Genomic DNA, 23478 nt, shown 5'->3' with positions numbered 1-23478 from the left:
GCTAAGTGCCCGTGCGATCACAAACCAGAGGCGTACCCCGCCAGTTGAGCAGCCGTTCCCCGCCGAGGTAGGACGTAGCGCCCTACCTCACATCGCCGGATCCACGCCGAGCCGCGCGGCGAGGCCACGCAGAAGGCCGTTCCGCCGACGCTCGGCCTCAAGCATCTCGCGCACTGTCGCGGCGGCCAACGACTGAAACCGGATCCATTCCGGCTGGTCGGCCTCCACCTCCAGCAGCAGTTCCAGGGCGCCCGCGTGGTCGCCGGTCCGGTAACGGGCCTGCGCGACGTCCAACCGGTACGACGCCGAGTGAACCGGGCGGCTGATCGCCCCCAGGTCGACCGAGGCCGCAGCATCCAGCGCGACGTCCGGTCGGCCCTCGCTCCCGGCCAGCGCGACGTTCACCCGTTGCGTTCGGACGTCGACCGGGCTGAAGACGCTGCCGTACGCCCGGACGGGGCCGGACTGCACGGCGGCGGACTCGGCCAGCGTGAGTAACTGCATGGCTTCGTCGTGCTGGTCGGCGCGGGCGGCCGGCGTCGCGGCCGAGATGAGCAGGTTCCCGTAGACGGCGAGCTGGTCCGCTGCCGCGCGGCGGCGCGGCGGTTCGAGCTGGTCCGCCTTCCGCTCGGCGATGTCGCGTGCCTGCTCCCATCGGCCCTGGCGCAGGAGTACCCACGACAGGGTCGATACGCCCATGCCTTCGAGCAGCGGGTCCGATGCCCGCTCGGCGGCGGCGAGTTGCTTCTCCACTGCGGTGTAGGCCCAGTCCGGGTGGCCGGACTGCGTGGAGAGGGACGCGGCCAACTGGTAGGCGAGGGCAAGGTCGGTCCATACGCTCTCGGTGTCGTGCTGACGTGCGGCGGCGCGGCCGTCACGGAGCAGGCCGGGCAGCGTGCCGGCCAGCTCCGAGTAGCCACCGGCCCAGTACGTCGCCGTAGCGGCCCGCACCTGCTCGGCCCATTCAGCCGGTCCGGGAGGGTCCTCAAGGTCGGTATCGTCCAGGACGCCGGGGAGGGAGCCGGGGTCCTGGATCGCGTCACGCAGCGCCAAGAGGCCGCCGTCATCGTTAAGTTGCCGGGTCACGGTGGGCTGTCCCACGAGACGCTCAAGCTGGACGTCCAGAGCCCGGGCGAGACTCCGTAAAGTGTTGATCCGCGCAGACTCCCGTACACCCTGCTCAAGTTTCCTGATGGTGTCGACGGACACCCCGGAGCGCTGGGCGAGCTGGTCTTGGGTGATGTCGCGGAACTCGCGCAGAGCGCGGATGCGGTCGCCGATGGACGTGTTCATGTGTGGACCCCCGCCAGAAGGTGTGGATTCACGGTACTCCGAAACGCAGAAAGTCCCCCTCCGCCCGAAGACGAAGGGGGCACCCCCGCAGTGCGGGGGTGGTTACCGGGCGGGCTGGCCGCTACCGGGACACATCTCGGTGCCGGTGCCGCCGACCTGATGGCTGGAGGTCGGGGTGCCGGCCGGGCTTCCGACGCCCGCGCCGCAAGACGGGCAGTAGCCCTCGGTGAGACCTGGGTCGAACCGGCGGCCGGGGGTCGTGTGGCGACACATATCAGATCCTCCTCGTTGGAGTGGTGCTGACAGGTGGTGCACGTGCGCCCTGGCCCGGACGCCCAGGCAGGGAGTCCCTAAACCTTCCGCACGAACGCCTTCGCCCCGTTGTTGAACTCCACGGTCATGCCGAGGTTGTCCGGGCGCTCGTCCTTGCGGGTCGACCAGCGGGTGATGCTCGCGATCTCCCGCGACTCGGACCGGCCGATCACCGCGGCCAGCCACGCCTCCGCGTTGTCGCCGGGCTGCGGCTCGCCCCAGGCCGGAAAAGCGTCGTACGCGACCGGAACGTCAGCGTGCTCGTGCTTCTCGCCGGCGGCCAGCTGCCCGATGATCTGCCAGCGGGACTCGCCTGCGGCGGCGACGATGACGAGGCCGAAGGGGAACCGGCTCTCTCCGGCTTCGGCAGCCGTCTGGACGCGGGTCACACCGGGGGTGTTCTTGACCAGGTCGAGGACGAAGTCCTGGAATCGCGCGGGTCGCATTTGTGATCAATCCTTCCATGGCGGCCGAGCCAGTCTAGGCCCGTCCGGGCGACCGAGAAGCCAGCCATCCCCGCACGTGCGAGGTCACCTACGGATATCCGGAACTGGTCTGGCTAACCCCACACATACGGGGGCTATACCTTCTGACCTGCGACTTTGTGGGCGCCGACCATGAGGATCAGTGACTTTCGCTGCCCCGGATACTACCGGCGAGGCACCCTCTTCGGCAGGCTCACGGATACGTCCTCCGGCTGGGATCCAGAGTCAACGACGACGGCGACGTACTCGGGGCCGGCGGCGCCCCATCACGGCGGCACACCCATGCATCCGGATCGCCCGGCGGCGGCTGAAGGCTGTACCCAGCCGGGCAGGCAGGACCCGCCTGGCCCGAGACGCGAGCCATGGTGGTGTGCCGGAGTAGCGACAGGTGGATGCGGAGGTCGCGTCGGCAGTCCTCGCGAGTGCGATCCTCGATGCCGGTCAGCTTGCTGATGCAGCGCTCGGCCCACTGCTCGAATGGCATGTCGCCGGGAACGGCGGGCTCCTCCACGAAGCCGCGGCCCTTGGTCCACCCGTGCGGCCACTGCTGGCCGTGCGCGTCGACGAGCTTCTTGAACTGCTCGGCACTGTTCTTGTCGCCGAAAGGCTCAGATTCCGAGCTTCCGCTCCGGCCACCCTGGACCCAACGCGCTTGGTAGATCGCTGTTCCGTCCATGCGACACGCTTCCTGACGGTCGCCATGAAAGGACGATAGGCCCGAATCGGGGGCCCTGTTGGGCCCGCGTCGGGGCGGATCTGGAAACAGATCAGCCCCTGACCCGTTTTCCCGGGTCAGGGGCTGATCATTCAGGGTGAGTAACGGGACTTGAACCCGCGACATCCTGGACCACAACCAGGTGCTCTGCCAGCTGAGCTATACCCACCATGTCGTCCGGTCGCTTTTCCGACCGGCCGAGAAAAAGTGTACAGGGTCCGGGAGGGTGCTCGCGCCCCCGTTGTTTTTCCCCGGTCCACGGGCCCCGAAGGGCCCGTGACCTGGGCTTGTCGTGCTACTCGGGCGGCAGCACGTGGCGCGCCGCGATCTCCTTGGCGCGCTCCGAGTCCGGGCCGGGCTGCGGTACGAAGACCGCCTCCCGGTAGTAGCGCAGTTCCGCGATGGATTCGCGGATGTCCGCCAGTGCCCGGTGGTTGCCACTCTTGGCCGGGCTGTTGAAATACGCCCGCGGGTACCAGCGGCGGGCCAGCTCCTTGATGGAGGACACGTCGACGATCCGGTAGTGGAGGTAGCCCTCCAGCGTCTGCATGTCCCGCGCGAGGAAGCCGCGGTCGGTGCCGACCGAGTTCCCGCAGAGGGGGGCCTTGGCCGGCTCCTTCACGTGTTCGCGTACGTATGCCAGGACCCGCTCCTCGGCGTCGGCCAGGGTGGTGCCCCCGGCCAGCTCGTCGAGGAGACCCGAGGTGGTGTGCATCTGCCGCACCACCTCGGGCATGGTCTCCAGGGCCGCGTCCGGCGGGCGGATCACGATGTCCACCCCTTCGCCGAGCACGTTCAGCTCCGAGTCGGTGACCAGTGCGGCCACCTCGATGAGTGCGTCGTCCGTCAACGAGAGCCCGGTCATCTCGCAGTCGATCCACACCATGCGGTCGTTCATGCGCCCCACCCTACGGGGCGCTCCGCTGTCCCGGCAGGGCCGGGCGACCGGGGGCGTACGGGTCCGGACCCGGTACGGAGTGCTCCGAGGAGCCCCCCGAGGCCCCGACCGGTACCGCCGGGCTCCGGCGGCCGGACGGTGAACCCTGGGTGGGTACGACCGTGTCGATCACCGTGGCGGTGCTCTCCACCATCCCTCCCTGCGGACGGCGGGCCCGATAGGCGGCCCGGTACGCGGCGGGGGAGGAGCCGAGCTGGCGGCGGAAATGCCCGCGCAGCGCGACCGGGGAGCGGAAGCCGCAGCGGCCCGCGACCTCGTCGACCGAGTAGTCGGAGGTCTCCAGCAGCCGCTGCGCCTGCAGCACCCGCTGGGTGATCAGCCACTGGAGCGGTGCGCTGCCGGTGAGCGAGCGGAACCTCCGGTCAAAGGTCCGCCTGCTCATATAGGCGCGCGCGGCCAGCGTCTCCACGTCGAACTGTTCATGGAGATGCTCCAGGGCCCAGGCCACGACCTCGGCGAGCGGGTCGGAGCCGATCTCCTCAGGCAGAGACCTGTCGAGGTAGCGCTCCTGGCCGCCACTGCGCCGCGGCGGCACGACGAGCCGGCGGGCCAGTGCCCCGGCGGCCTCCGTGCCATGGTCCGTGCGCACTATGTGCAGACAGAGATCGATCCCGGCAGCCGTCCCGGCCGAGGTGAGCACATCGCCGTCGTCGACGAACAGCTCACGCGGATCGACGTGCACCGACGGATAGCGCTTGGCCAGCGTCGGTGCGTACATCCAGTGGGTGGTCGCCGGGCGGCCGTCCAGCAGACCGGCCGCCGCGAGCACGAAGGCCCCGGTGCACAGTCCGACGATGCGGGCGCCCTCCTCATGGGCGCGGCGCAGCGCGTCCAGTGCCTCGGCGGGCGGCGGCGAGGTGATCGAGCGCCAGGCGGGCACCACGACGGTGCCTGCCCTGCTGATCGCCTCCAGGCCGTACGGCGCGGTGAGTTCGAGTCCACCCGTGGTACGCAGCGGCCCTTCCTCGCCGCCGCAGACCAGCAGGCGATAGCGGGGAACTCCCGCGTCCTGCCGGTCGATTCCGAAAACGGAGAGCGGGATGGAGCTCTCGAAGATAGGGCCACCACTGAACAGCAGCACGGCTACGACTTCACGGCGTCGCCGCCCGGTCAGCTTTCGTGCGGCCTCCGTTGCGGTGGCGGAGTCCTGGCTCATGACGCTAAGCCCCCCTCGGTGTTCGCGTCTCCCTGGTCCTTACGGGCCTGTCGCTCCTGCACGTTTCCCCTCGGTATTGCACGGGTCCCCAGCCTTCGATACCCATGATCGAATCTACTGTGTCCCGCAGTCCCGACGTGACACGTTCCCCCGTCGGCACTATGTCGACAAGGCAACTTGGCGCGAAGCATTCGATCACGAAGCGTTCCACTCGCGGGCCGCGCAGGGAAGTGCGCCTCGCGATCATGGCCCGTCCGCGTTGGGTGAAAGCGTACCGCGCGGTCTCTTCCTGCCTGGTGGCAAGTGGGTTGGTCGGCCATATCGCCAAGGATTCGGCGCAGATGTGAAGTTGGCTGAAAACTAATGGTTGCGCGTGCTGGATCCGGTCACGCCCGGCGCACAACTACCCGCCTGGCGACCGCTCCGGTGCGCTCCTTCGGCCCTTCGGGCGGTGGCGCGTTCGGACCGGCACAGCAGCAGCCGGCAGACTGCCGTGACGGACGCGAGCCCGAGGGCGGAGACGGTGGCATTACCGACCGATGAGCCGTACACCACCAGAACCGCCGGTACGAGCAGGCCGCCGAAGACCACCCAGCGGGCCGCGATACCCGCCCCGTCGGGCGCGGTTTCGGGGCTCGGCTCGGACGAGGGTCCCGACGGGGTGGGCACGGTTCTGCTCCTTGAGGTGGTGGCGCGGTGGCACGGTGTGACGATGTGGCTAACGGAGGCCGTTCGAAGGGGTCACTCCCCGGTACTCCCATTCCCTTCCGTCCGCTTTCCCTCGTGCGGAAAACAGGACGATCGGACTTCTCCGGCGGCGTGGCGCTCGGTGTAGTGCACAACCGGCATTGCCATACGGGGCCGCCTCGGGCATGCTCCCTGCAACGCCGTGCGCGCTTTTGCGGGGGTCTGGGCAGTGGAGGAGTGGCGCCGTACCCTTGGGGGTAGGGGGTTGGGAAGATGATTCCCGGACAGCCGCACCACCCGCTGAAGCACCTTCTCAAGCCGCTCCCTCCTCACGAGGACTCTCTTCGCCGAGACACCGATGGCCGGTCACGAAATCCCTGAACCCGCAGACCGCAAGCAGGTAGCCGACCCCCGGTCGGAACCGCAGACGGTCGAAGAAACACGTCATTCCTGCGATCCCGCGTTCCGGCACGGTGTGGTGGTCGGTTTCGACGGCTCCACGTCCAGTGAACGGGCCCTCGCGTACGCCGTCGGCATGGCTTGCAGATCCGGCTCCGGTCTGATCATCGTCCATGTCGCCAACCGGCTGCCGACCACCGTCTGGGCGGGCTGCGAACCCCCCGTCTTCGTCGATGTCCCCGATCACCGGACCGAGGTCCTCGGACTCGAACTGGCCTGCGCGGACTATCTCTCCGAGGTGCCCTGGGTACTGGTCGAGCGCGGCGGCGACATCTGCCATGAGCTGGAGGAGGTCGGCCGCGAGTATTCGGCGGACGCCATCGTCGTCGGCTCCACGCACGGCCTCGTCGGCCGGATCTTCGGCTCGGTGGCGGGGCGCCTCGCCCGTCGCGCACAGCGCCCGGTGATCGTCATCCCCTGAGCCCCGGACCCCCGGTGATCGTCATCGCCTGACCCTCGCCCCCGGTCAGGTGCCGGACAGGCCGGCCGGGGGCCGGGATGGCGCCGGACGGGCCGGACGGGCTGGACGGGGCGTCAGGGGGCGCGTGGGGCACCCGAGTTCACCGTTGCGTGTGAAGCGTCGCGCCTGAAGCGTGAGCCCGGAGCGTGAACGCCAGGAGCCGTCCCGCACCCCTGGCAGGGGGGCGGGACGGCTCCGGGGACCGTGGCTGCGGAATTGCCTACTCGACCGTGACCGACTTCGCCAGGTTGCGCGGCTTGTCGATGTCGCGGCCCATGGCCAGCGCCGTGTGGTACGCGAAGAGCTGGAGCGGGATGCCCATCAGGATCGGGTCCAGCTCGTTCTCGTTCTTCGGTACGACGATGGTGTGGTCGGCCTTCTCCTGCTCGCGGTGGGCGACGGCGAGGATGCGTCCGCTGCGGGCCTTGATCTCCTCCAGCGCCGCGCGGTTCTTCTCCAGCAGGTCGTCGTCCGGGACGATCGCGACGGTGGGGAGCTCCGGCTCGATGAGCGCCAGGGGGCCGTGCTTCAGCTCCGAGGCGGGGTACGCCTCGGCGTGGATGTACGAGATCTCCTTGAGCTTCAGGGAGGCCTCCAGCGCGACGGGGTATCCCCGTACCCGGCCGATGAACATCATCGACCGCGCACCGGCGTACTCCTCGGCGAGCTTCTTGATGTCGTCCTCCGCTTCGAGGATCTCACCGATCTGCTCGGGCAGCTTGCGCAGGCCCTCGATGATCCGCCTGCCGTCGGAGACCGACAGGTCGCGGATGCGGCCCAGGTGCAGGGCGAGCAGCGCGAACGCGACGACGGTGTTGGTGAAGCACTTGGTGGAGACGACACAGACCTCGGGGCCCGCGTGGACATACATGCCGCCGTCGGCCTCGCGGGCGATCGCGGAGCCGACGACGTTCACCACGCCCAGGACGCGTGCGCCCTTGCGCTTGAGTTCCTGGACGGCGGCCAGCACGTCGTACGTCTCGCCGGACTGGGAGACCGCGACGTACAGGGTGTCGGGGTCCACGACCGGGTTGCGGTAGCGGAACTCGGAGGCGGGCTCGGCGTCCGCGGGGATGCGGGCCAGCTCCTCGATGAGGCCGGCGCCGATCAGACCCGCGTGGTACGAGGTGCCGCAGCCGAGGATCTTGATCCGGCGCACGCCCCGCGCCTCGCGGGCGTCCAGGTTGAGACCGCCCAGGTGCACGGTGGAGAACCGGTCGTCGATCCGGCCGCGCAGCACCCGGTCGACGGCGTCGGCCTGCTCGGAGATCTCCTTGTGCATGTACGTGTCGTGGCCGCCCATGTCGTACGACTCGGCCTCCCACTCCACCGTGGTGGGCGTGGCCGTCGTGGTCGAGCCCTCGGTGGTGTACGTACGGAAGTCGTCGGCCTTGAGGGTGGCCATCTCGCCGTCGTCCAGGGTGACGATCTGGCGGGTGTGGGCGACCAGCGCGGCGACGTCGGAGGCGACGAACATCTCCTTCTCGCCGATGCCGAGGACGACCGGGGATCCGTTGCGGGCGACGACGATGCGGTCGTTGAAGTCGGCGTGCAGGACGGCGATGCCGTACGTGCCCTCGACGGACTTCAGCGCCTCGCGGACCTTCTCCTCCAGAGTGCTGGCCTGCGACCGGGCGATCAGGTGGACCAGCACCTCGGTGTCGGTCTCGGAGAGGAAGACGACACCGTCGGCGACGAGCTTCGCACGGAGCTCGGAGGCGTTGTCGATGATGCCGTTGTGGACGAGGGCGACCTTGCTGTCGGCGTCCAGGTGGGGGTGGGCGTTCTCGTCGCTCGGGGCGCCGTGGGTGGCCCAGCGGGTGTGGGCGATCCCGGTGGTCCCGGTGAACCGCTTGGGGACGCGGGCCTCCAGCTCGCGGACCCGGCCCTTGGCCTTGACCGTCTTCAGGACGCCCGGCCGGCCGGCCGCCGCCTTGCCCGTGATGACGATGCCCGCGGAGTCGTAACCCCGGTACTCCAGCCGCTGCAGGCCCTCCAGCAGCAGCGGGGCGACATCACGCTTTCCGATATAACCGACGATTCCGCACATAGAGTCTCTGCCCCTCCAACGACGTACAAAGATCGGACCGTGCTCAGCCGTAGACGATGCGGCGCAGCTGGCGGAGCGAGAGCTCCGGCGGCGCCACCGCGCGGTGCGGCAGCTCGGCCGCGATGCGTTCGAAGATCTCCGTGTTGACCAGGCCGCCGGACCGCAGTTCCCGGTGGCGGCGCCGGACGAAGTCGTCCGTCGTCTCGTCGAAGTACGCGAGCACGTCGAGGATCACCCGGGCCGCTTCGCCGCGCTGGAGTGCGCTGGAGCGTACGAGGTGGTCGATGAGGTCGTCGTGCGACGAGCGGCGTTCAAGCACTCGTCGATATTGCGCGGCGTCGAGGTGTTATGCAAGAAATCTGCCCGATATCGGGCAGGGGGTCGTCGGTGGAGGCCGCCGATCGGGTCAGAGGCGCTTCAGGACGGCCTGTTTCGCCGTGCTGAACTCCTCGTCGGTGAGCACCCCGGCCCGATGCAGCTCGCCGAGCTCCCGCAGCCTGCGCAGGAGTACGTCGTGATCGTCGGCCGCGGCGGTGGGGTCGATGGCCTTCGGTGCCGCGTCGGCCGCCCCGGTCTTCTCCAGGGCCTTCCGCGCTCCGGGCAGCCGCACCAGCACCGCCGCCGCGACCAGGACGGCCGTGTACTCCTTCTTCGACAGACCCCACAGGTCCAGCGAGTGCGGGTCGAACTTCGGCGGCGCCGTGACCGCGCCGCGCCCCAGCTCGAAGCGCAGATGCCCGTTCTCCAGGCCCACGGCGGGCAGCCAGCGCACCCCCGTGACGGACGACACCGGGAAGGAGACCGTGCCGCCCGCGGTCTTCGACTCCTCGGCCTTCCAGTTCCAGGTGAGCCGGACGGTGTCCCCGTCGAACGAGGCCGTGCCGTCCCCGCCGCCGCCGGAGACCGGGAGGGCCGGACCCGGCAGCAGGAAGCGGTCCACCGGGCCGTCGGGCACCTGCTCGATCAGCAGGGTGTTGCGCACCTCGTCGACGAAGTACTCGGCGACGCCCGTGCGGTCCTTCTCCACCGTGAGGACATAGGGGTCCGCGCCGTCCTTGAGCCGGCCGTCCGCGGCGAGCAGCACCGGGCACGCCCCGCCGCGCAGCCGCAGCCGGAGCCGGCCCCCCTTGCGGTCCGGTTCGAACGAGATGCCCGCCAGCGCCTGTACGGGGACGGCGAGTTCGCCCAGGTCCTGCCGTACCGGATGCGCCTTGCCGCCCGGCACGATCCGTACCGTTTCGCCGTCGAAGGTCCACGTTCCGTCGCGCTGGATGATTTCCGCCATGCCGGTGATTCTGCCAGCCGACCGTGGCGGAAGTGGTCCAGTCATTGACGGGTGCATGACTTGCGCGATACGGATGGTAACCGTTCGGTCGCACAGAAGAACCGCAGGTGACCCCGTCGAAAGGGACCGGCTTGTGACACTGCACAGAACGCTTCCCCGTCTGTTCGGCTCGCTGCTGCTCGTCGTGGCGGCCGGCTTCGCGGGCATCGGAGCCACGTCCGCCCCCGGCAGCGCCGCCCCGGTACGGGCGGACACGCCCCGGCCGCTCGGGCAGCTCGTGCCCGTCCCCGCCGAGGTGGCGCCGGGCGGCTCCCCGTACGCCATCACCCCGTCGACCAGGATCCGGGTCGCCGGCGGCACCCGCGAGGTCCGGGAGATCGGCGCGTATCTGGCGGGCCTCCTGCGCCCCTCCACCGGCTACGCGCTGCCGGTCACCGGCCGCGACGGCCGCGACGGCATCCGGCTGGAGCTCGGCGACGGCGACCCCGGTCTCGGTGCGGAGGGCTACCGGCTGCGGTCCGCCGAGGGCGCTGTCACCATCACCGCCCGCGCGCCCGCGGGGCTCTTCCACGGCGTCCAGACGCTGCGTCAGCTGCTCCCCGACCGGGTGGAGCGGAACAGCAGGCAGGAAGGGCCCTGGCAGATCGCGGGCGGCACGGTCACCGACTCCCCGCGCTACGCCTACCGGAGCGCGATGCTCGATGTCTCGCGGCACTTCTTCTCGGTCGCCGAGGTGAAGCGGTACATCGACCAACTCGCCCTCTACAAGCTGAACAAGCTGCATCTGCACCTCTCCGACGACCAGGGCTGGCGCATCGCCATCGACTCCTGGCCCCGGCTGGCCACGTACGGGGGCTCCACCGAGGTCGGCGGCGGGCCCGGCGGGTACTACAGCAAGAGCGACTACAAGGAGATCGTCCGGTACGCCGCCTCCCGCTATCTGGAGGTCGTCCCGGAGATCGACCTGCCCGGCCACACCAACGCGGCACTCGCCTCCTACGCCGAGCTGAACTGCGACGGCATCGCGCCGCCCCTCTACACCGGCACCACCGTCGGCTTCAGCTCGCTGTGCGTCCCGAAGGACGTGACGTACGACTTCGTGGACGACGTCGTCCGCGAACTGGCCGCGCTCACCCCCGGGAAGTACCTCCACATCGGGGGCGACGAGGCGCACTCCACCAGCCACGAGGACTTCGTGGCGTTCATGGAGAAGGCGCAGGCGATCGTCGGGAAGTACGGCAGGACCGTGATGGGCTGGCACCAGCTGACCGGGGCGAAGCCGGTCGAAGGGGCCGTGGCGCAGTACTGGGGCTACGACCGTACGGGCGCCGCCGAGCGGCAGCAGGTGGTGGACGCCGCGAAGAACGGCACGAAGCTGATCCTGTCCCCGGCCGACCGGTCCTACCTCGACATGAAGTACACCAAGGACACGAAACTGGGGCTGTCCTGGGCCGGGCTCGTCGAGGTCCAGCGGTCCTACGACTGGAACCCGGCGACCTACCTGGAAGGTGCGCCGGAGGGCTCCGTCCTCGGCGTCGAGGCACCGCTCTGGACGGAGACGCTGACCGACAGTACGGAGATCGAGCAGATGGCCTTCCCCCGGCTGCCGGGGCTGGCGGAGCTCGGCTGGTCTCCGGCGGCGACGCACGACTGGGAGACGTACAAGGTGCGGCTGGCCGCCCAGGGGCCGCGGCTGACCGCGCTCGGCATCGACTTCTACCGGTCGCCGCAGGTGCCGTGGGCCGGACAGTGACGGGCTGACGCCCGTACGTACGAGAAGGTGAGCGCCCGGAGGACCGTCTCCGGGCGCTCACCCGTTCATGGGGCCCGTCGCCACGCGGCGATCGGGTTCTTCGGCGTGCCGGTCGGCCGGAGCGCCGCCGCCACCGCTGCCGCCGCCGGGTCCGCCGGACCGGCACGGAATCCGGCGGAGACGGGGCCGTCGGGAGGTGGCCGGTTCCTCGGCCGGACGGTACGCGGTTCTGGCCAGGGCGGGGGAGACCGCCTCCCGGTGGACCGGCGGGGCGTTCGCCGTACGGCCGGGCGTCGCACGCAGGTCCGTGAAGAAGTCCTGTGCGTGCAGCGGGAGAAGCCGGTCGTGGCCGAATTCCGCGAGGGCTTTGCGGACGAGCAGTCTGTTTGCGGCGGTCCGGTGGTCCGGCGCTCCGGGGAGAGGTGGGCGACGCCGCCGGTGCGGAGGGTGGTCATCACCGGGAACCTCCGGTGGTGATGGCCTGGAACCGCTCCCGCGTACAGGCGCCGAGCAGGGCGTGATGAAGGCGTCGTGGTGCCGGCGGGCGGCGATCGCGGGCATCCTCCGTCCGGCTCGGGCGTCTTCGGTCCGGCTCGGACCGCTTCCGTCCGGATTGCGCATCCTCCGTCCCGTCCGGCTCAGGCGTCTTCGGTGGCCGCTTCCGCCCGCAGCTGCTCCTCGCTGAGCCCGCGGCGCCAGTAGCCGACGAAGGTCACCCGCCTGCGGTCGAACCGCCGCTCCTGGACGAGATGGCGGCGCAGCGCCCGTACCCCGGACGATTCGCCCGCGATCCAGACGTACGGGGTGCCCCCGGGCAGTTCGGCGGCCCGGACGGCGTCCACGCCCGAGGGGGCGCCCTCGCTTCGTACGAGCCAGCTGATCCTGGCCCTGGCCGCCGTATTGAGGGCCTGCCGGTCCTTGGTGTGCGGCACCTCCAGCCACACCCGGGCGGTCAGCCCGGCGGGCAGCCACTCCAGAGCGGCGGACGCGGCGGGCAGCGCCGTCTCGTCGGCCCAGATCAGCACCCAGTCGGTGTCCTGGGGCGGCCGGAAGCGGACGGCCGTGTTGTCCTCGACGGCCGGGCCGAGCGCCTTGAGCGACTGCCCCGGAGCGGAGGTCATCGCCCAACGGCAGGCGGGACCGCCCTCCTCGTGCAGCGCGAAGTCGATGTCGACCTCGGTGGACCCGTCGGCCGCACGGCGCTGCGCACGCACCGTGTACGAGCGCATCACCGCCCGCACGTCCTCCGGCAGCGCCCGCCACTCGGCGAACCAGTCCTCGCCGGTGGGCAGTACCGGCTCGGACTGTCCCGGGTGCGGCAGGAACAGCGACAGGCTCTGGTCGCGGCCCCCGGCGGCGAATCCGTCGAGCCCCGCGCCGCCGAAGGTGATCCGGTGCATCGTGGGGCTGAGCCGTCTGGTCCGGAGCACGGTCAGGCCGAAGAACCGGAAGGGGGCGATGGCGGGTGCGGGGGCAGTCGTCATACGGGAGTTCCTCCGGTACGGGCGGGGCCCGCGGGCGGACGGCCCGGCCCCGGCAGCGGCGATCCGAAGGAAGGTTAGCCTAACCTTTGTGTCTGTGGAATGGGCCGGATCCGCCCCGCCTTCACGGGCCGGGCCCGGCCCCACGCGCGTGCGTTGCCCTCGGCGCATCCCCGGCCCGGCTGACGTGATCGAGGAGGAGAGCGTGCCAGGGTCGGTCGGGTCAGTTGTTGCCTCCGCCGCCTCCACCGTTGTTGCCTCCGCCGCCAGTGCTGGGGGGCGGGGAGAGCAGATTGAGCAAACTGCCCAGAATGTTGGGGTTGTAGATGTTCGTGTTGCCGCAGACGTTCGCCACGCCCGCGTCTCCACCGACGGCGCATACGACGGCGGGGTTTCCGCCGTCTCGGCCGTAGCCGTCCGAGCCGGCGACGGCCCAGCCCGCGTTCGCGAGAACGAGACCAGCGGCTGCAGCCGCCACGACAGCGATTCTCTTGATCATGTTTCTTCCTCTGCTTCGTTGATGGATTTCTTTCATGGTGCGGAGTCAGGAGTGCCTGTGCTTCCAGGCTTGGCCGACGTTCCGCGTGTCTAGGAAGGATTTCGCTCCTTTCGCCCAAGGGTCCGATGGGCTTGGGTGAGGACGGCCCGCCACGGAGCACTCTGCTGACCTGTGAAGTCATTGAGGCTTGTTCGGCCATGAGTCCGCTCGCAAGCGCGGCAGGACCATCGGCGGTGCGGGAGCGGCCAGGGGCGGCGGGGAACGCCGACGGGGCGGCGTACTCCGACGTGGTGTCGGGGTGCGCCGCCCTGGGGTCGGACGTGGGCCGGGTGGTGGGTGGTGGCCGGCGTGGCGGAGGTCGTTACTTCGGGTCGCGGTTGAACTTGGCGGTCGACCAGAAGTAGCCGAGCACGGTGAGGCCGACGCACCAGGCGATGGCGAGCCATCCGCTGTTGCCGATCTCGGTGCCGAGGAGCAGGCCGCGGAGGGTTTCGATGGCGGGGGTGAAGGGCTGGTACTCGGCGATCGGCTGGAACCAGCCCGGCATCGTGTCGACGGGGATGAAGGCGCTGGAGAGGAGGGGGAGCAGGATCATGGGCATGGCGTTGTTGCTGGCGGCTTCGGCGTTCGGGCTGATCAGGCCCATGCCGACGGCGATCCAGGTGAGTGCCGTGGAGAACAGGACGAGCAGTCCGAATGCCGCCAGCCACTCCAGGACGGAGGCGTCGGTGGAGCGGAAGCCGATGGCCACGCCGACGGCTCCGACGAGGATCACGCTGATCACGCATTGCAGGACGCTGCCGACGACGTGTCCGACGAGCACGGAGCCGCGGTGGATGGCCATGGTGCGGAAGCGGGCGATGATGCCTTCGGTCATGTCGTTGGAGACGGAGACCGCGGTGCCGATGGTGGTGCTGCCGATGGTCATCAGCACGAGCCCGGGAACGATGTAGGCGATGTAGTCGGAGCGGTCGGCGCCGCCGCCGCCGATGCCCGCGCTCATCACGTCTCCGAAGATGTAGACGAAGAGCAGCAGCATCATGATCGGTGTGAGCAGCAGGTTCAGCGTCATGGACGGGTAGCGGCGCGCGTGCAGGAGGTTGCGGCGCAGCATGGTGCCGGAGTCGCGGACGGCGAGGGTGAGGGCGCTCATCGGACGTTCTCCTTGGGCTGGTGGGGGACGGTGGCCTTGGCGGTGAGGGCGAAGAAGACATCGTCGAGGTCGGGGGTGTGGACGGTCAGTTCGTCGGCTTCGACGCCTGCGGTGTCGAGCCAGTCGAGGAGGGAGCGGAGTTCGCGCTGGCTGCCGTCGCTGGGGATCTGCAAGGACAGCGCCTCGTCGTCGCGGGCGGCTTCGTTCAGGGTGGTGGCGGCGGCCTGGTACGCGGCCGGGTCGGTGAAGCGGAGCCGTACGTGTCCGCCGGGGATGAGGCGTTTCAGTTCGTCGGCGGTGCCTTCGGCGGCGATCTTTCCGTCGTTGAGGACGGCGATGCGGTCGGCGAGTTCGTCGGCCTCGTCGAGGTACTGGGTGGTGAGGAAGACGGTGACGCCGCCCGTGACGAGCTCGCGGATGATGCCCCACATGTTGTGGCGGGAGCGGGGGTCGAGGCCGGTGGTGGGCTCGTCGAGGAAGATGATCCGCGGGTTGCCGACCAGGGTCATGGCGATGTCGAGACGGCGCTTCATGCCGCCGGAGTAGGTGGAGGCGGGCTTCTTCGCGGCCTCCGTCAGATCGAAGCGCTCAAGCAGCTCGGCGGTGACCCGCCGTCCTTCGGTCCTGGGCAGGTGGTGCAGGTCCGCCATGAGGAACATGTTCTCCTCGCCGGTGATCAGCCCGTCGACGGCGGAGAACTGTCCGGTGACGCCGATCGCGGCCCGTACCCCGTCCGGTGATGCGGTGACGTCGTGGCCCGCGACCTGGGCCTGTCCGCCGTCGGCGGTGATGAGCGTGGAGAGGATCTTCACGGCGGTGGTCTTGCCGGCGCCGTTCGGGCCGAGCAGCGCGAACACGGAACCGGCAGGGATGGACAGATCGATGCCGTCGAGGACGGTCTTGTCGCCGTACGACTTGCGCAGACCGACGGCGGAGACGGCGGCCGGTGACGGGTGGCTGTCACCCTGCCTGGACGTGGACATGACAGAAGAAGGCATGGAGCCCTCCCAATCGGAGGCTGAAGTGGCGGGGGAAGTGGCTGAGGTGAGGTGAGGCCGGCGAGGCCAGTGGTGCTGGGTGCCGGTCGTGCTGGTCGTGCTGGTGGTGCCGGTCGTGCCGGTCGTGCCGGGGTCAGGACTTGGCGCGGCGGATGTCGATGTTGCCCCAGCGGGTCCGGGCGCGGACCTCGACGGTGTCCTCGGTCTTCTCCGGGGTCTCGGAGGCGGTGAGTGTGTTGCGTACCTGCCCGCGGCCGGAGCTGACGTCGAGCCAGGCGGCGGTGCCCTCGCGGATGCCGATGTCGATGGCGCCGTAGGAGGTCTCCAGCTGGACGGTGCCGCGGGCGACTTCGGCGACGCGCAGGGTGCCGTGGGCGGTGGTGGCGGTGACGGAGCCCTCGGCGCGTTCGATGGCGATGTCGCCGTTGGCGCCGCTGACCCGCAGGTCGCCGGTCGCGGCGCCGACGGTCGTGGTGCCGTGCGAGTTCTTCAGGACGGCGGTGCCGTCGACCAGGCCGACGCGCAGGCTGCCGGAGCTGGTGGTGATCTCGGCGGGACCCTCGACCCGGTCGACGGTGATCGAGCCGTGGGAGGCGGTCAGGTGGAGCGGGCCGGTCGTGTCGAGGCGGACATCACCGGACGAGGTCTTCACACGGACGTCGCCGAGCCGGCCCGAGCCGAGCACCTGGGTCCAGGAGCCGGTCATGTCGACGCCTGAGCCCGTGGGCAGGTCGACCGTCACGTCGACGGTGCCGGTGGGCCCGACGAGGTAGCGCTGCTTGGGCGTCCTGACGGTCAGGACACCGCTCGCGAAGGTGACCTCGGTCTGCTCGGCGGCCCGCACGTCCTTGTCCTTCTTCGGGTCACGGGGCCGCACCTCGACGACCGTGTCGAGGCGGTCGCCCGCGGCGAACTGGACGGAACCCGCGTCCACACGGGCGTTGACCGAGATCGGCTGGGGAGTGTCGAAAGAAGGCATGGCTGTCCCGTCCTCTTGGGTCCTCGTGGCGTCCCCGCTGGTGGGACGTGGTGTGGGTGAAGTGGTGCGGGCGGGGGTGCGGCTAACGCACCCAGCCCGTGAAGTTCTGTCCGACGTTCTGGGCCTTCTCCGTCGTACGGGGCCGGGTGCCGCCGTCGACCGCGGCCGACACGGCCCGCACCAGCCACGCGTTGACCGACAGGCCCTCGCGGTTCGCGGCGTCCTCGGCGCGTGCCTTGAGGTGGGCCGGCAGCCGCAGATTGACGCGGGCGGGGCCGCCCTCCTCGCCGTCGGCCGGAGCCGGGGCCCTGAGCGGTTCGAGGGGCGCTGCGGGCTCCGCGGGGGCGTCGCCCTCGGTGGGCGGGAGCACCACCACGAAGTCGGGGTCGAGGCCACGGAGCCGTACGTCGACCGAGCCCGGGGCGAGTTCGCGGGTGATCTCGTCCGTCGCGGCGGAGAGCACATTCAGCATGGCCAGCCGGGTCGCCGACTCCAGGGGAGCGGTGAGCCTTTCTGCCAGCTCGCGAGCTTCGTCGCCGCCGGCTGCGGCGGCCACCGCGAGTTCGCGGCGGAGGGTGTCGACGTACGGGGTGAGGTCCATGACGCAATAGTGGCACCACAATGGCTCCATGCGCAAGCCGTGAAGCGACATTCCTGTGCCGGTCGCGGCTGAAACTGCTCTGACCTGCGGAAATGTAGTGGCACCTCTCTGGGAAAGTGTGGCGCCATGCGTGCCCATGCGCTTTAGGCGGCACGGAATGGCGCCGGATGGCACCGGATGGCGTTGCGTGGCACCGCGTGGTGCCGGGTGGCGTCGAATGGAGCCAGGTCGTGCCGCCATAGGCCGCCACAGCCGCCACAGCCGGCGGACCGCTCAAACAGAAAGCCGCCGTGCGCCCCGCAACCGGACGCACAGCGGCTTCACCGAGCCAGGGTCACCGCTCAGGCGGGCAGCCCCAGCTCCCGGGCGATCAGCATCCGCTGGACCTCGCTCGTGCCCTCGCCGATCTCCAGGATCTTCGAGTCGCGCCACATCCGGGCCACCGGGTACTCGTTCATGAAGCCGTAGCCGCCGTGGATCTGGGTCGCCTCACGCGCGTTGTCCACGGCGACCGTCGAGGAGTACAGCTTGGCGATCGCCGCCTCCTTCTTGAACGGCTCGCCCGCCAGCAGCCGGGACGCCGCGTCGCGCCAGCCGATGCGGGCCATGTGCGCGCGCATCTCCATGTCGGCGATCTTGAACTGGATGGCCTGGTTCGCACCGATCGGCCTGCCGAACGCGTGCCGTTCGGCGGCGTACTTCACCGACTCGTCCACACAGCCCTGCGCCAGGCCCGTCGACAGGGCGGAGATCGCGATCCGGCCCTCGTCCAGGATCCGCAGGAACTGCGCGTACCCGCGGCCCTCCTCGCCCAGCAGGTTCGCCGCCGGGACGCGGACGTCGGTGAAGGACAGCTCGCGGGTGTCCGAGGAGTTCCAGCCGACCTTGGAGTACGGGGCGGCGACCGTGAAACCGGGGGTGCCGGAGGGCACGATGATCGAGGAGATGCGCGGGGCGCCGTTCTCCTTGCGGCCGGTCACCGCCGTCACCGTCACCAGCTCCGTGATGTCCGTACCGGAGTTGGTGATGAAGCACTTGGAGCCGTTGATCACCCACTCGCCGCTCGCCTCGTCGAGCACCGCCGTCGTGCGCGTACCGCCCGCGTCCGAACCGCCGTCCGGCTCGGTCAGGCCGAACGCGCCCAGCGCCTCGCCCGAGCAGAGCCTCGGCAGCCACTGCCGCTTCTGCTCCTCGGTGCCGAAGCGGTAGACGGGCATCGCGCCCAGCGAGACCCCGGCCTCCAGGGTGATCGCCACCGACGAGTCGACCCGGGCCAGCTCTTCGAGGGCGATCCCGAGGGCGAGGTAGTCGCCGCCCATGCCGCCGTACTCCTCCGGGAACGGCAGCCCGAACAGACCCATCCGCCCCATCTCGCGCACGATCTCGTACGGGAACTCATGGCGCTCGTAGAGGTCGCCGATCTTCGGGGCGATCACGTCGTGCGCGAACTGCTCCACGGTGCGGCGCAGTTCCTCGTGCTCGGCGGTCAGCCGGTGATCCAGGGACATGGTGGTGGTTCACTCCTTGTGGGAGAGCGCGCGGACGGTACGGGAGGGGCTGGGGCGGCCCAGCTGTTCGGCGAGCCACACGCTGGTGGCGGTGAGCGCGTCGAGGTCGACCCCGGTGTCGATGCCGAGGCCGTCGAGCATCCACACGAGGTCCTCGGTGGCGAGATTGCCTGTCGCGCTCTTCGCGTACGGGCAGCCGCCGAGGCCGCCCGCGGAGGAGTCCACGGTGCTCACCCCGTGCTGGAGCGCGGCGAGGGTGTTGGACAGCGCCTGGCCGTACGTGTCGTGGAAGTGCACCCCGATGGTGTCGGTGCGCACGCCCCCCTCGTTCAGCTCGGAGAGCAGCGCCTGTACGTGGCCGGGGGTGGCGACGCCGATCGTGTCGCCGAGGGACAGCTCGTCGCAGCCCAGGTCTATCAGCGCCCTGGCGACCCGGACGACCTGGTGGACGGGGACGGGGCCCTCCCACGGGTCGCCGAAGCACATCGAGAGATAGCCGCGCACATGCACTTTGTCCGCCTTGGCGCGGGCCACGACAGGCTCGAACATGGCGAGCGACTCGTCGACGGTCCGGTTCAGATTGCGGGCGGCGAACGTCTCGGTCGCCGAGCCGAACACGGCGATCCGGCGGGCCCCGAGCGCCAGCGCACGGTCCAGACCGCGCTCGTTCGGCACGAGGACCGGCAACGCCACGTCCCCGACGTCCGCGATGTCGCCGAGCAGGGGGAACAGCTTCTCCGCGTCGGCCAGTTGGGGCACCCACCTGGGGTGGACGAAGCTGGTCGCCTCGATCGTCGTGAGCCCGGCGACGGCGAGCCGGCGGATGAACTCCGCCTTCACCTCCGTCGGGACGACCGCCTTCTCGTTCTGGAGCCCGTCGCGGGCCCCGACCTCGTGGATACGGACCCGGGCCGGCAGGTCCGGGGCGGGCACCTCCATGGGCAGGCCGTGCGGTCGTGCGGTCATGCTTCCTCCCCGGCTGCGGCTACGGGCGCCACCACGGCCAGGACCTGGTCCATGGCGACCGTGGCTCCGGCGGTGACGTCCAGTTCGGTGACGGTGCCGGCGTGCGGGGCGGAGATGACGTGCTCCATCTTCATCGCCTCGACCACCAGCAGGCTCTGCCCGGCCTCGACCTCGTCCCCGACGGCCACCTTCACCACCGTGATGGTCCCGGGCATCGGCGCGGCCAGCGTGTCGGCCCCGGCGCGGGCGGCGCCGCTCAGGGACGCCTCGACCGGGTCGTGGTCCTGGACGTGCCAGGTGTCGCCGTCGCGGCCCAGCCAGTGGCCGCTGCGGTGGAAGTGGTGGGTGACGCCGTCGAGTTCGACGCTCACACCGTCCGGGGTGACGGTCGAACCGCCGGGTGCCGAGTGGGCCGAGGGCGCACTGCCCTGCACCCGCAGCGGGAAGACGAGCGGGGCAGGTGCGCCGCCCGTGCGCCAGCCGTTCGGTACGGAGAAGGGGTCCGTCCAGCCGCCCGCGTCCGGCCGGGGGGCCAGCGCGTCGCGCCGCAGCGCGGCCGCCGCCGCGTACACCTCGTCCGGCACCCCGTCCGGGACCAGCCCGTCCGCCTCGCGCTCCACCAGGCCCGTGTCCAGCTCGCCCGCCACCACCGCCGGGTGGGCCAGCAGGCGGCGCAGGAAGCCCGCGTTGGTCGGGACGCCCAGGATCACGGTGTCCGCGAGGGCCGCGCGCAGCTTGCGTACGGCGGTGGCGCGGTCGGGGCCGTACGCGATGACCTTCGAGAGCATCGGGTCGTACAGGCTGCCGACCGGCACGCCCTCGCTGAGCCCGGAGTCCGTCCGCACCCCGTGGCCCTGCGGCTCGCGCAGGGCCAGCACCGTGCCGCCGGAGGGGAGGAAGCCGCGCGCCGGGTCCTCGGCGCAGATCCGGGCCTCGATCGCGTGCCCGGTCAGGGTGATGTCGCTCTGGGCGTACGGGAGGCGCTCGCCCGCCGCGACCCTCAGCTGCCACTCCACCAGGTCGAGGCCGGTGATCAGCTCGGTGACCGGGTGCTCGACCTGGAGACGGGTGTTCATCTCCATGAAGCAGTACGCGGCGGGGTCGTCGCCCGGGACGATGAACTCCACCGTGCCCGCGCCCACATATCCGCAGGATCGGGCCGCCTGGACGGCCGCCTCACCCATCGCCGCCCGGGTCGCCTCGTCCAGCAGGACCGACGGCGCCTCCTCGATGATCTTCTGGTGGCGGCGCTGGAGCGAGCACTCGCGCTCGCCGAGATGCACCACATGGCCGTGCGCGTCGGCCAGCACCTGGATCTCGATGTGGCGCGGCCGGTCGATCCACCGCTCCACCAGCAGCGTGTCGTCGCCGAACGAGGCACGGGCCTCGCGCCGGGCCGCCGCGATCTCGTCCGCCAGCAGCGCCTCGTCGCGGACCAGCCGCATGCCCTTGCCGCCGCCGCCCGCCGAGGGCTTCAGCAGCACCGGCATGGCGATCTCACGTGCGGCTGCGGCCAGTTGGGCGTCGGTGAGCCCGCTGCCCGAGGAGCCGGGCACCACCGGCACCCCGGCCGCCGCGACGGTCTCCTTGGCCCGGATCTTGTCGCCCATCAGGGAGATCGCCGGGGCGGGCGGCCCGATGAAGACCAGCCCCGCGTCCGCGCACGCCCGCGCGAAGCCCGCGTTCTCGGCGAGGAACCCGTACCCCGGGTGCACGGCCTGCGCGCCGGTGCGGCGGGCCGCGTCCAGCAGGGCGTCCACGCTGAGGTAGCTCATCGCGGCGGGCGCCGGGCCGATCCGGACCGCCGTGTCCGCCTCCCGTACATGCCGGGCGTCCGCGTCCGCGTCGCTGAAGACGGCGACGGAGCGCACTCCCATCTCCCGAAGGGTCCGGATCACCCGGACGGCGATCTCGCCGCGGTTGGCGACCAGAACGGTGTCGAACATCGTCATCTGTTCCTCACATCCTGAAGACGCCGAAGCCGGGCCCGGCCGGGTCCTTCTGGGGCAGCGGGGCGTTGGCGCAGGCGGTCAGGGCGAGACCCAGCACCTGCCGGGTGTCCAGCGGGTCGATCACCCCGTCGTCCCAGAGCCGGGCGGTGGCGTAGTACGCGTTGCCCTGGGTCTCGTACTGGGCGCGGATCGGGGCCTTGAACGCGTCCTCGTCCTCGGCGCTCCAGTCGTCGCCGAGCTGGTCGCGCTTGACGGTGGCCAGCACGGAGGCGGCCTGCTCGCCGCCCATCACGGAGATCTTGGCGTTGGGCCACATCCACAGGAAGCGGGGGCTGTAGGCCCGGCCGCACATCGAGTAGTTGCCCGCACCGTACGAACCGCCGACGACCACGGTCAGCTTCGGCACCCGGGTGCAGGCGACCGCCGTGACCATCTTCGCGCCGTGCTTGGCGATGCCACCCGCCTCGTAGTCCCGGCCGACCATGAAGCCGGAGATGTTCTGCAGGAAGACGAGCGGGATGCCGCGCTGGTCGCACAGCTCGATGAAATGCGCGCCCTTCTGGGCGGACTCGGAGAACAGGATGCCGTTGTTGGCGACGATGCCGACCGGGTGCCCGTGGATACGGGCGAAGCCGGTGATCAGCGTCGTCCCGTACTCCGCCTTGAACTCCTGGAACCGCGAGCCGTCCACCACCCGCGCGATCACCTCGCGTACGTCGTACGGGGTGCGGGAGTCGACCGGCACCGCCCCGTACAGACCGGCGGGGTCGACCTTCGGCTCCTCGGCCGGCCGGACCGACCAGGGGAGCGCGCCGCGCTCCGGCAGCGTGGCCACGATGTTGCGGACGATCCGCAGCGCGTGCGCGTCGTCCTCCGCGAGATGGTCGGTGACCCCCGACGTACGGGAGTGGACCTCGCCGCCGCCCAGCTCCTCCGCCGTGACGACCTCACCGGTCGCGGCCTTCACCAGCGGCGGACCGCCGAGGAAGATCGTGCCCTGGTTGCGGACGATGACGGCCTCGTCGCTCATCGCGGGGACGTACGCCCCGCCCGCCGTGCAGGACCCCAGCACCGCCGCGATCTGCGGGATACCGGCCCCCGACATCCGGGCCTGGTTGTAGAAGATCCGCCCGAAGTGGTCCCGGTCGGGGAACACCTCGTCCTGCATGGGCAGGAAGGCCCCGCCCGAGTCGACCAGATACAGGCACGGCAGCCGGTTCTCCAGCGCCACCTCCTGGGCGCGCAGATGCTTCTTCACGGTCATCGGGTAGTACGTGCCGCCCTTGACCGTGGCGTCATTGGCGACGATCACGCACTCCCGGCCGCTGACCCGCCCGATTCCGGCGATCACCCCGGCCGCCGGGGCGGCGCCCCCGTACAGCCCCTCGGCCGCCAGCGGTGCCAGCTCCAGGAAGGGCGAACCCGGATCGAGCAGGGTGTCCACCCGCTCCCGGGGCAGCAGCTTGCCGCGTGCCACATGCCGGGCGCGGGCCTTCTCACCCCCGCCGAGCCGTGCCGTGGTGAGCCGCGTGCGCAGCTCCTCGGCGAGCGCGTGATGCGCCGCCTCGTTGGCCTGCCAGGCCTCCGAGGCGGGATCGGCCGCGCTCGCCAGGACCGGTGCCTGCTGCATCGTGTCGAGCCCCCTTGCCCGTACCGCGATTGTTAATGAGCGTTAACGCATTGCGTTCAGGTTAACGAGCGCTAACGGCCCTGTCTAGAATGAATCCC

General features: G+C 70.6%; 21 protein-coding genes and 1 tRNA gene. 2 read left to right on the top strand and 20 right to left on the bottom strand.

What is annotated here, in order from left to right; all coding sequences use genetic code 11:
• Positions 1-87: 87 nt before the first annotated feature.
• The 7 genes from A6A29_RS26510 to A6A29_RS26480 all read right to left on the bottom strand — a co-directional run bounded on the left by A6A29_RS26510 (position 88) and on the right by A6A29_RS26480 (position 5588).
• Entirely contained in the window at positions 88-1293 is a 1206-nt protein-coding gene (locus tag A6A29_RS26510) for a helix-turn-helix domain-containing protein (protein WP_073723518.1), read from the bottom strand.
• A gap of 350 nt (positions 1294-1643) precedes the next feature.
• Positions 1644-2051: a hypothetical protein gene (locus A6A29_RS26505; RefSeq protein WP_073723516.1), complete on the bottom strand. Its 408-nt coding sequence runs from the start codon at positions 2049-2051 to the stop codon at positions 1644-1646.
• A gap of 232 nt (positions 2052-2283) precedes the next feature.
• On the bottom strand, positions 2284-2766 hold the full coding sequence (locus A6A29_RS45935; RefSeq protein ID WP_073723514.1) for a hypothetical protein: 483 nt from the start codon (positions 2764-2766) through the stop codon (positions 2284-2286).
• Between the two features lie 135 nt (positions 2767-2901).
• Positions 2902-2974: transfer RNA gene (locus A6A29_RS26495), tRNA-His, on the bottom strand.
• 126 nt (positions 2975-3100) lie between these two features.
• A complete protein-coding gene (gene orn / locus A6A29_RS26490) occupies positions 3101-3703 on the bottom strand; it encodes an oligoribonuclease (protein ID WP_073723945.1) in 603 nt (200 codons plus the stop codon).
• A 10-nt stretch (positions 3704-3713) separates the two neighbouring features.
• Positions 3714-4919 carry a helix-turn-helix domain-containing protein gene (locus A6A29_RS26485; RefSeq protein WP_073723512.1) on the bottom strand — a complete coding sequence of 402 codons (1206 nt, stop codon included), beginning with the start codon at positions 4917-4919 and terminating at the stop codon, positions 3714-3716.
• A 360-nt stretch (positions 4920-5279) separates the two neighbouring features.
• Entirely contained in the window at positions 5280-5588 is a 309-nt protein-coding gene (locus A6A29_RS26480; RefSeq protein ID WP_073723510.1) for a hypothetical protein, read from the bottom strand.
• A gap of 376 nt (positions 5589-5964) precedes the next feature.
• On the opposite strand from A6A29_RS26480, the gene A6A29_RS26475 reads away from it, so the two are divergent.
• On the top strand, positions 5965-6486 hold the full coding sequence (locus A6A29_RS26475) for a universal stress protein (RefSeq protein WP_073723508.1): 522 nt from the start codon (positions 5965-5967) through the stop codon (positions 6484-6486).
• A 259-nt stretch (positions 6487-6745) separates the two neighbouring features.
• On the opposite strand, the gene glmS is transcribed toward A6A29_RS26475, so the two are convergent.
• The 3 genes from glmS to A6A29_RS26460 form a co-directional block, all read right to left on the bottom strand.
• Complete coding sequence (gene glmS, locus A6A29_RS26470) at positions 6746-8575, bottom strand: glutamine--fructose-6-phosphate transaminase (isomerizing) (protein WP_073723505.1); 1830 nt, start codon at positions 8573-8575, stop codon at positions 6746-6748.
• A gap of 43 nt (positions 8576-8618) precedes the next feature.
• Complete coding sequence (locus A6A29_RS26465; protein ID WP_073723503.1) at positions 8619-8894, bottom strand: hypothetical protein; 276 nt, start codon at positions 8892-8894, stop codon at positions 8619-8621.
• An 87-nt stretch (positions 8895-8981) separates the two neighbouring features.
• Entirely contained in the window at positions 8982-9860 is an 879-nt protein-coding gene (locus A6A29_RS26460; RefSeq protein WP_073723501.1) for a DUF4429 domain-containing protein, read from the bottom strand.
• Positions 9861-9933: 73 nt separating this feature from the next.
• Here A6A29_RS26460 and A6A29_RS26455 point away from each other — a divergent pair, with 73 nt between their 5' ends.
• Complete coding sequence (locus tag A6A29_RS26455) at positions 9934-11613, top strand: beta-N-acetylhexosaminidase (protein ID WP_158074471.1); 1680 nt, start codon at positions 9934-9936, stop codon at positions 11611-11613.
• A 638-nt stretch (positions 11614-12251) separates the two neighbouring features.
• Here A6A29_RS26455 and A6A29_RS26445 read toward each other — a convergent pair.
• The 10 genes from A6A29_RS26445 to A6A29_RS26400 all read right to left on the bottom strand — a co-directional run bounded on the left by A6A29_RS26445 (position 12252) and on the right by A6A29_RS26400 (position 23380).
• A complete protein-coding gene (locus tag A6A29_RS26445; RefSeq protein ID WP_073723496.1) occupies positions 12252-13097 on the bottom strand; it encodes a siderophore-interacting protein in 846 nt (281 codons plus the stop codon).
• A 220-nt stretch (positions 13098-13317) separates the two neighbouring features.
• Positions 13318-13593, bottom strand: coding sequence for a hypothetical protein (locus A6A29_RS26440; protein ID WP_073723494.1), 276 nt, complete (start codon positions 13591-13593; stop codon positions 13318-13320).
• Between the two features lie 361 nt (positions 13594-13954).
• The gene (locus A6A29_RS26435) at positions 13955-14746 is read right to left on the bottom strand and encodes an ABC transporter permease (protein WP_073723492.1); all 792 of its coding nucleotides are present in this window, start codon (positions 14744-14746) and stop codon (positions 13955-13957) included.
• On the bottom strand, positions 14743-15744 hold the full coding sequence (locus A6A29_RS26430) for an ATP-binding cassette domain-containing protein (RefSeq protein WP_198953267.1): 1002 nt from the start codon (positions 15742-15744) through the stop codon (positions 14743-14745). Before A6A29_RS26430 ends, A6A29_RS26435 begins: the two co-directional genes overlap by 4 nt.
• Positions 15745-15877: 133 nt before the next feature.
• Positions 15878-16723, bottom strand: coding sequence for a DUF4097 family beta strand repeat-containing protein (locus A6A29_RS26425; protein ID WP_073723488.1), 846 nt, complete (start codon positions 16721-16723; stop codon positions 15878-15880).
• Between the two features lie 82 nt (positions 16724-16805).
• Positions 16806-17324: a hypothetical protein gene (locus A6A29_RS26420; RefSeq protein WP_073723486.1), complete on the bottom strand. Its 519-nt coding sequence runs from the start codon at positions 17322-17324 to the stop codon at positions 16806-16808.
• Between the two features lie 341 nt (positions 17325-17665).
• Complete coding sequence (locus tag A6A29_RS26415; RefSeq protein ID WP_073723484.1) at positions 17666-18832, bottom strand: acyl-CoA dehydrogenase family protein; 1167 nt, start codon at positions 18830-18832, stop codon at positions 17666-17668.
• Between the two features lie 9 nt (positions 18833-18841).
• On the bottom strand, positions 18842-19798 hold the full coding sequence (locus tag A6A29_RS26410; protein ID WP_073723482.1) for a hydroxymethylglutaryl-CoA lyase: 957 nt from the start codon (positions 19796-19798) through the stop codon (positions 18842-18844).
• On the bottom strand, positions 19795-21750 hold the full coding sequence (locus tag A6A29_RS26405; RefSeq protein ID WP_073723480.1) for an ATP-binding protein: 1956 nt from the start codon (positions 21748-21750) through the stop codon (positions 19795-19797). The genes A6A29_RS26410 and A6A29_RS26405 overlap by 4 nt, the downstream gene beginning before the upstream one ends.
• Positions 21751-21757: 7 nt before the next feature.
• A complete protein-coding gene (locus A6A29_RS26400) occupies positions 21758-23380 on the bottom strand; it encodes a carboxyl transferase domain-containing protein (RefSeq protein WP_073723478.1) in 1623 nt (540 codons plus the stop codon).
• Positions 23381-23478 lie beyond the last annotated feature (98 nt).

Source organism: Streptomyces sp. TSRI0281 (assembly GCF_001905125.1).
Classification (GTDB): Bacteria; Actinomycetota; Actinomycetes; order Streptomycetales; family Streptomycetaceae; genus Streptomyces.
The sequence above is the reverse complement of the archived record's forward strand: the minus strand, read 5'-3'. Positions and strand labels throughout refer to the sequence as shown.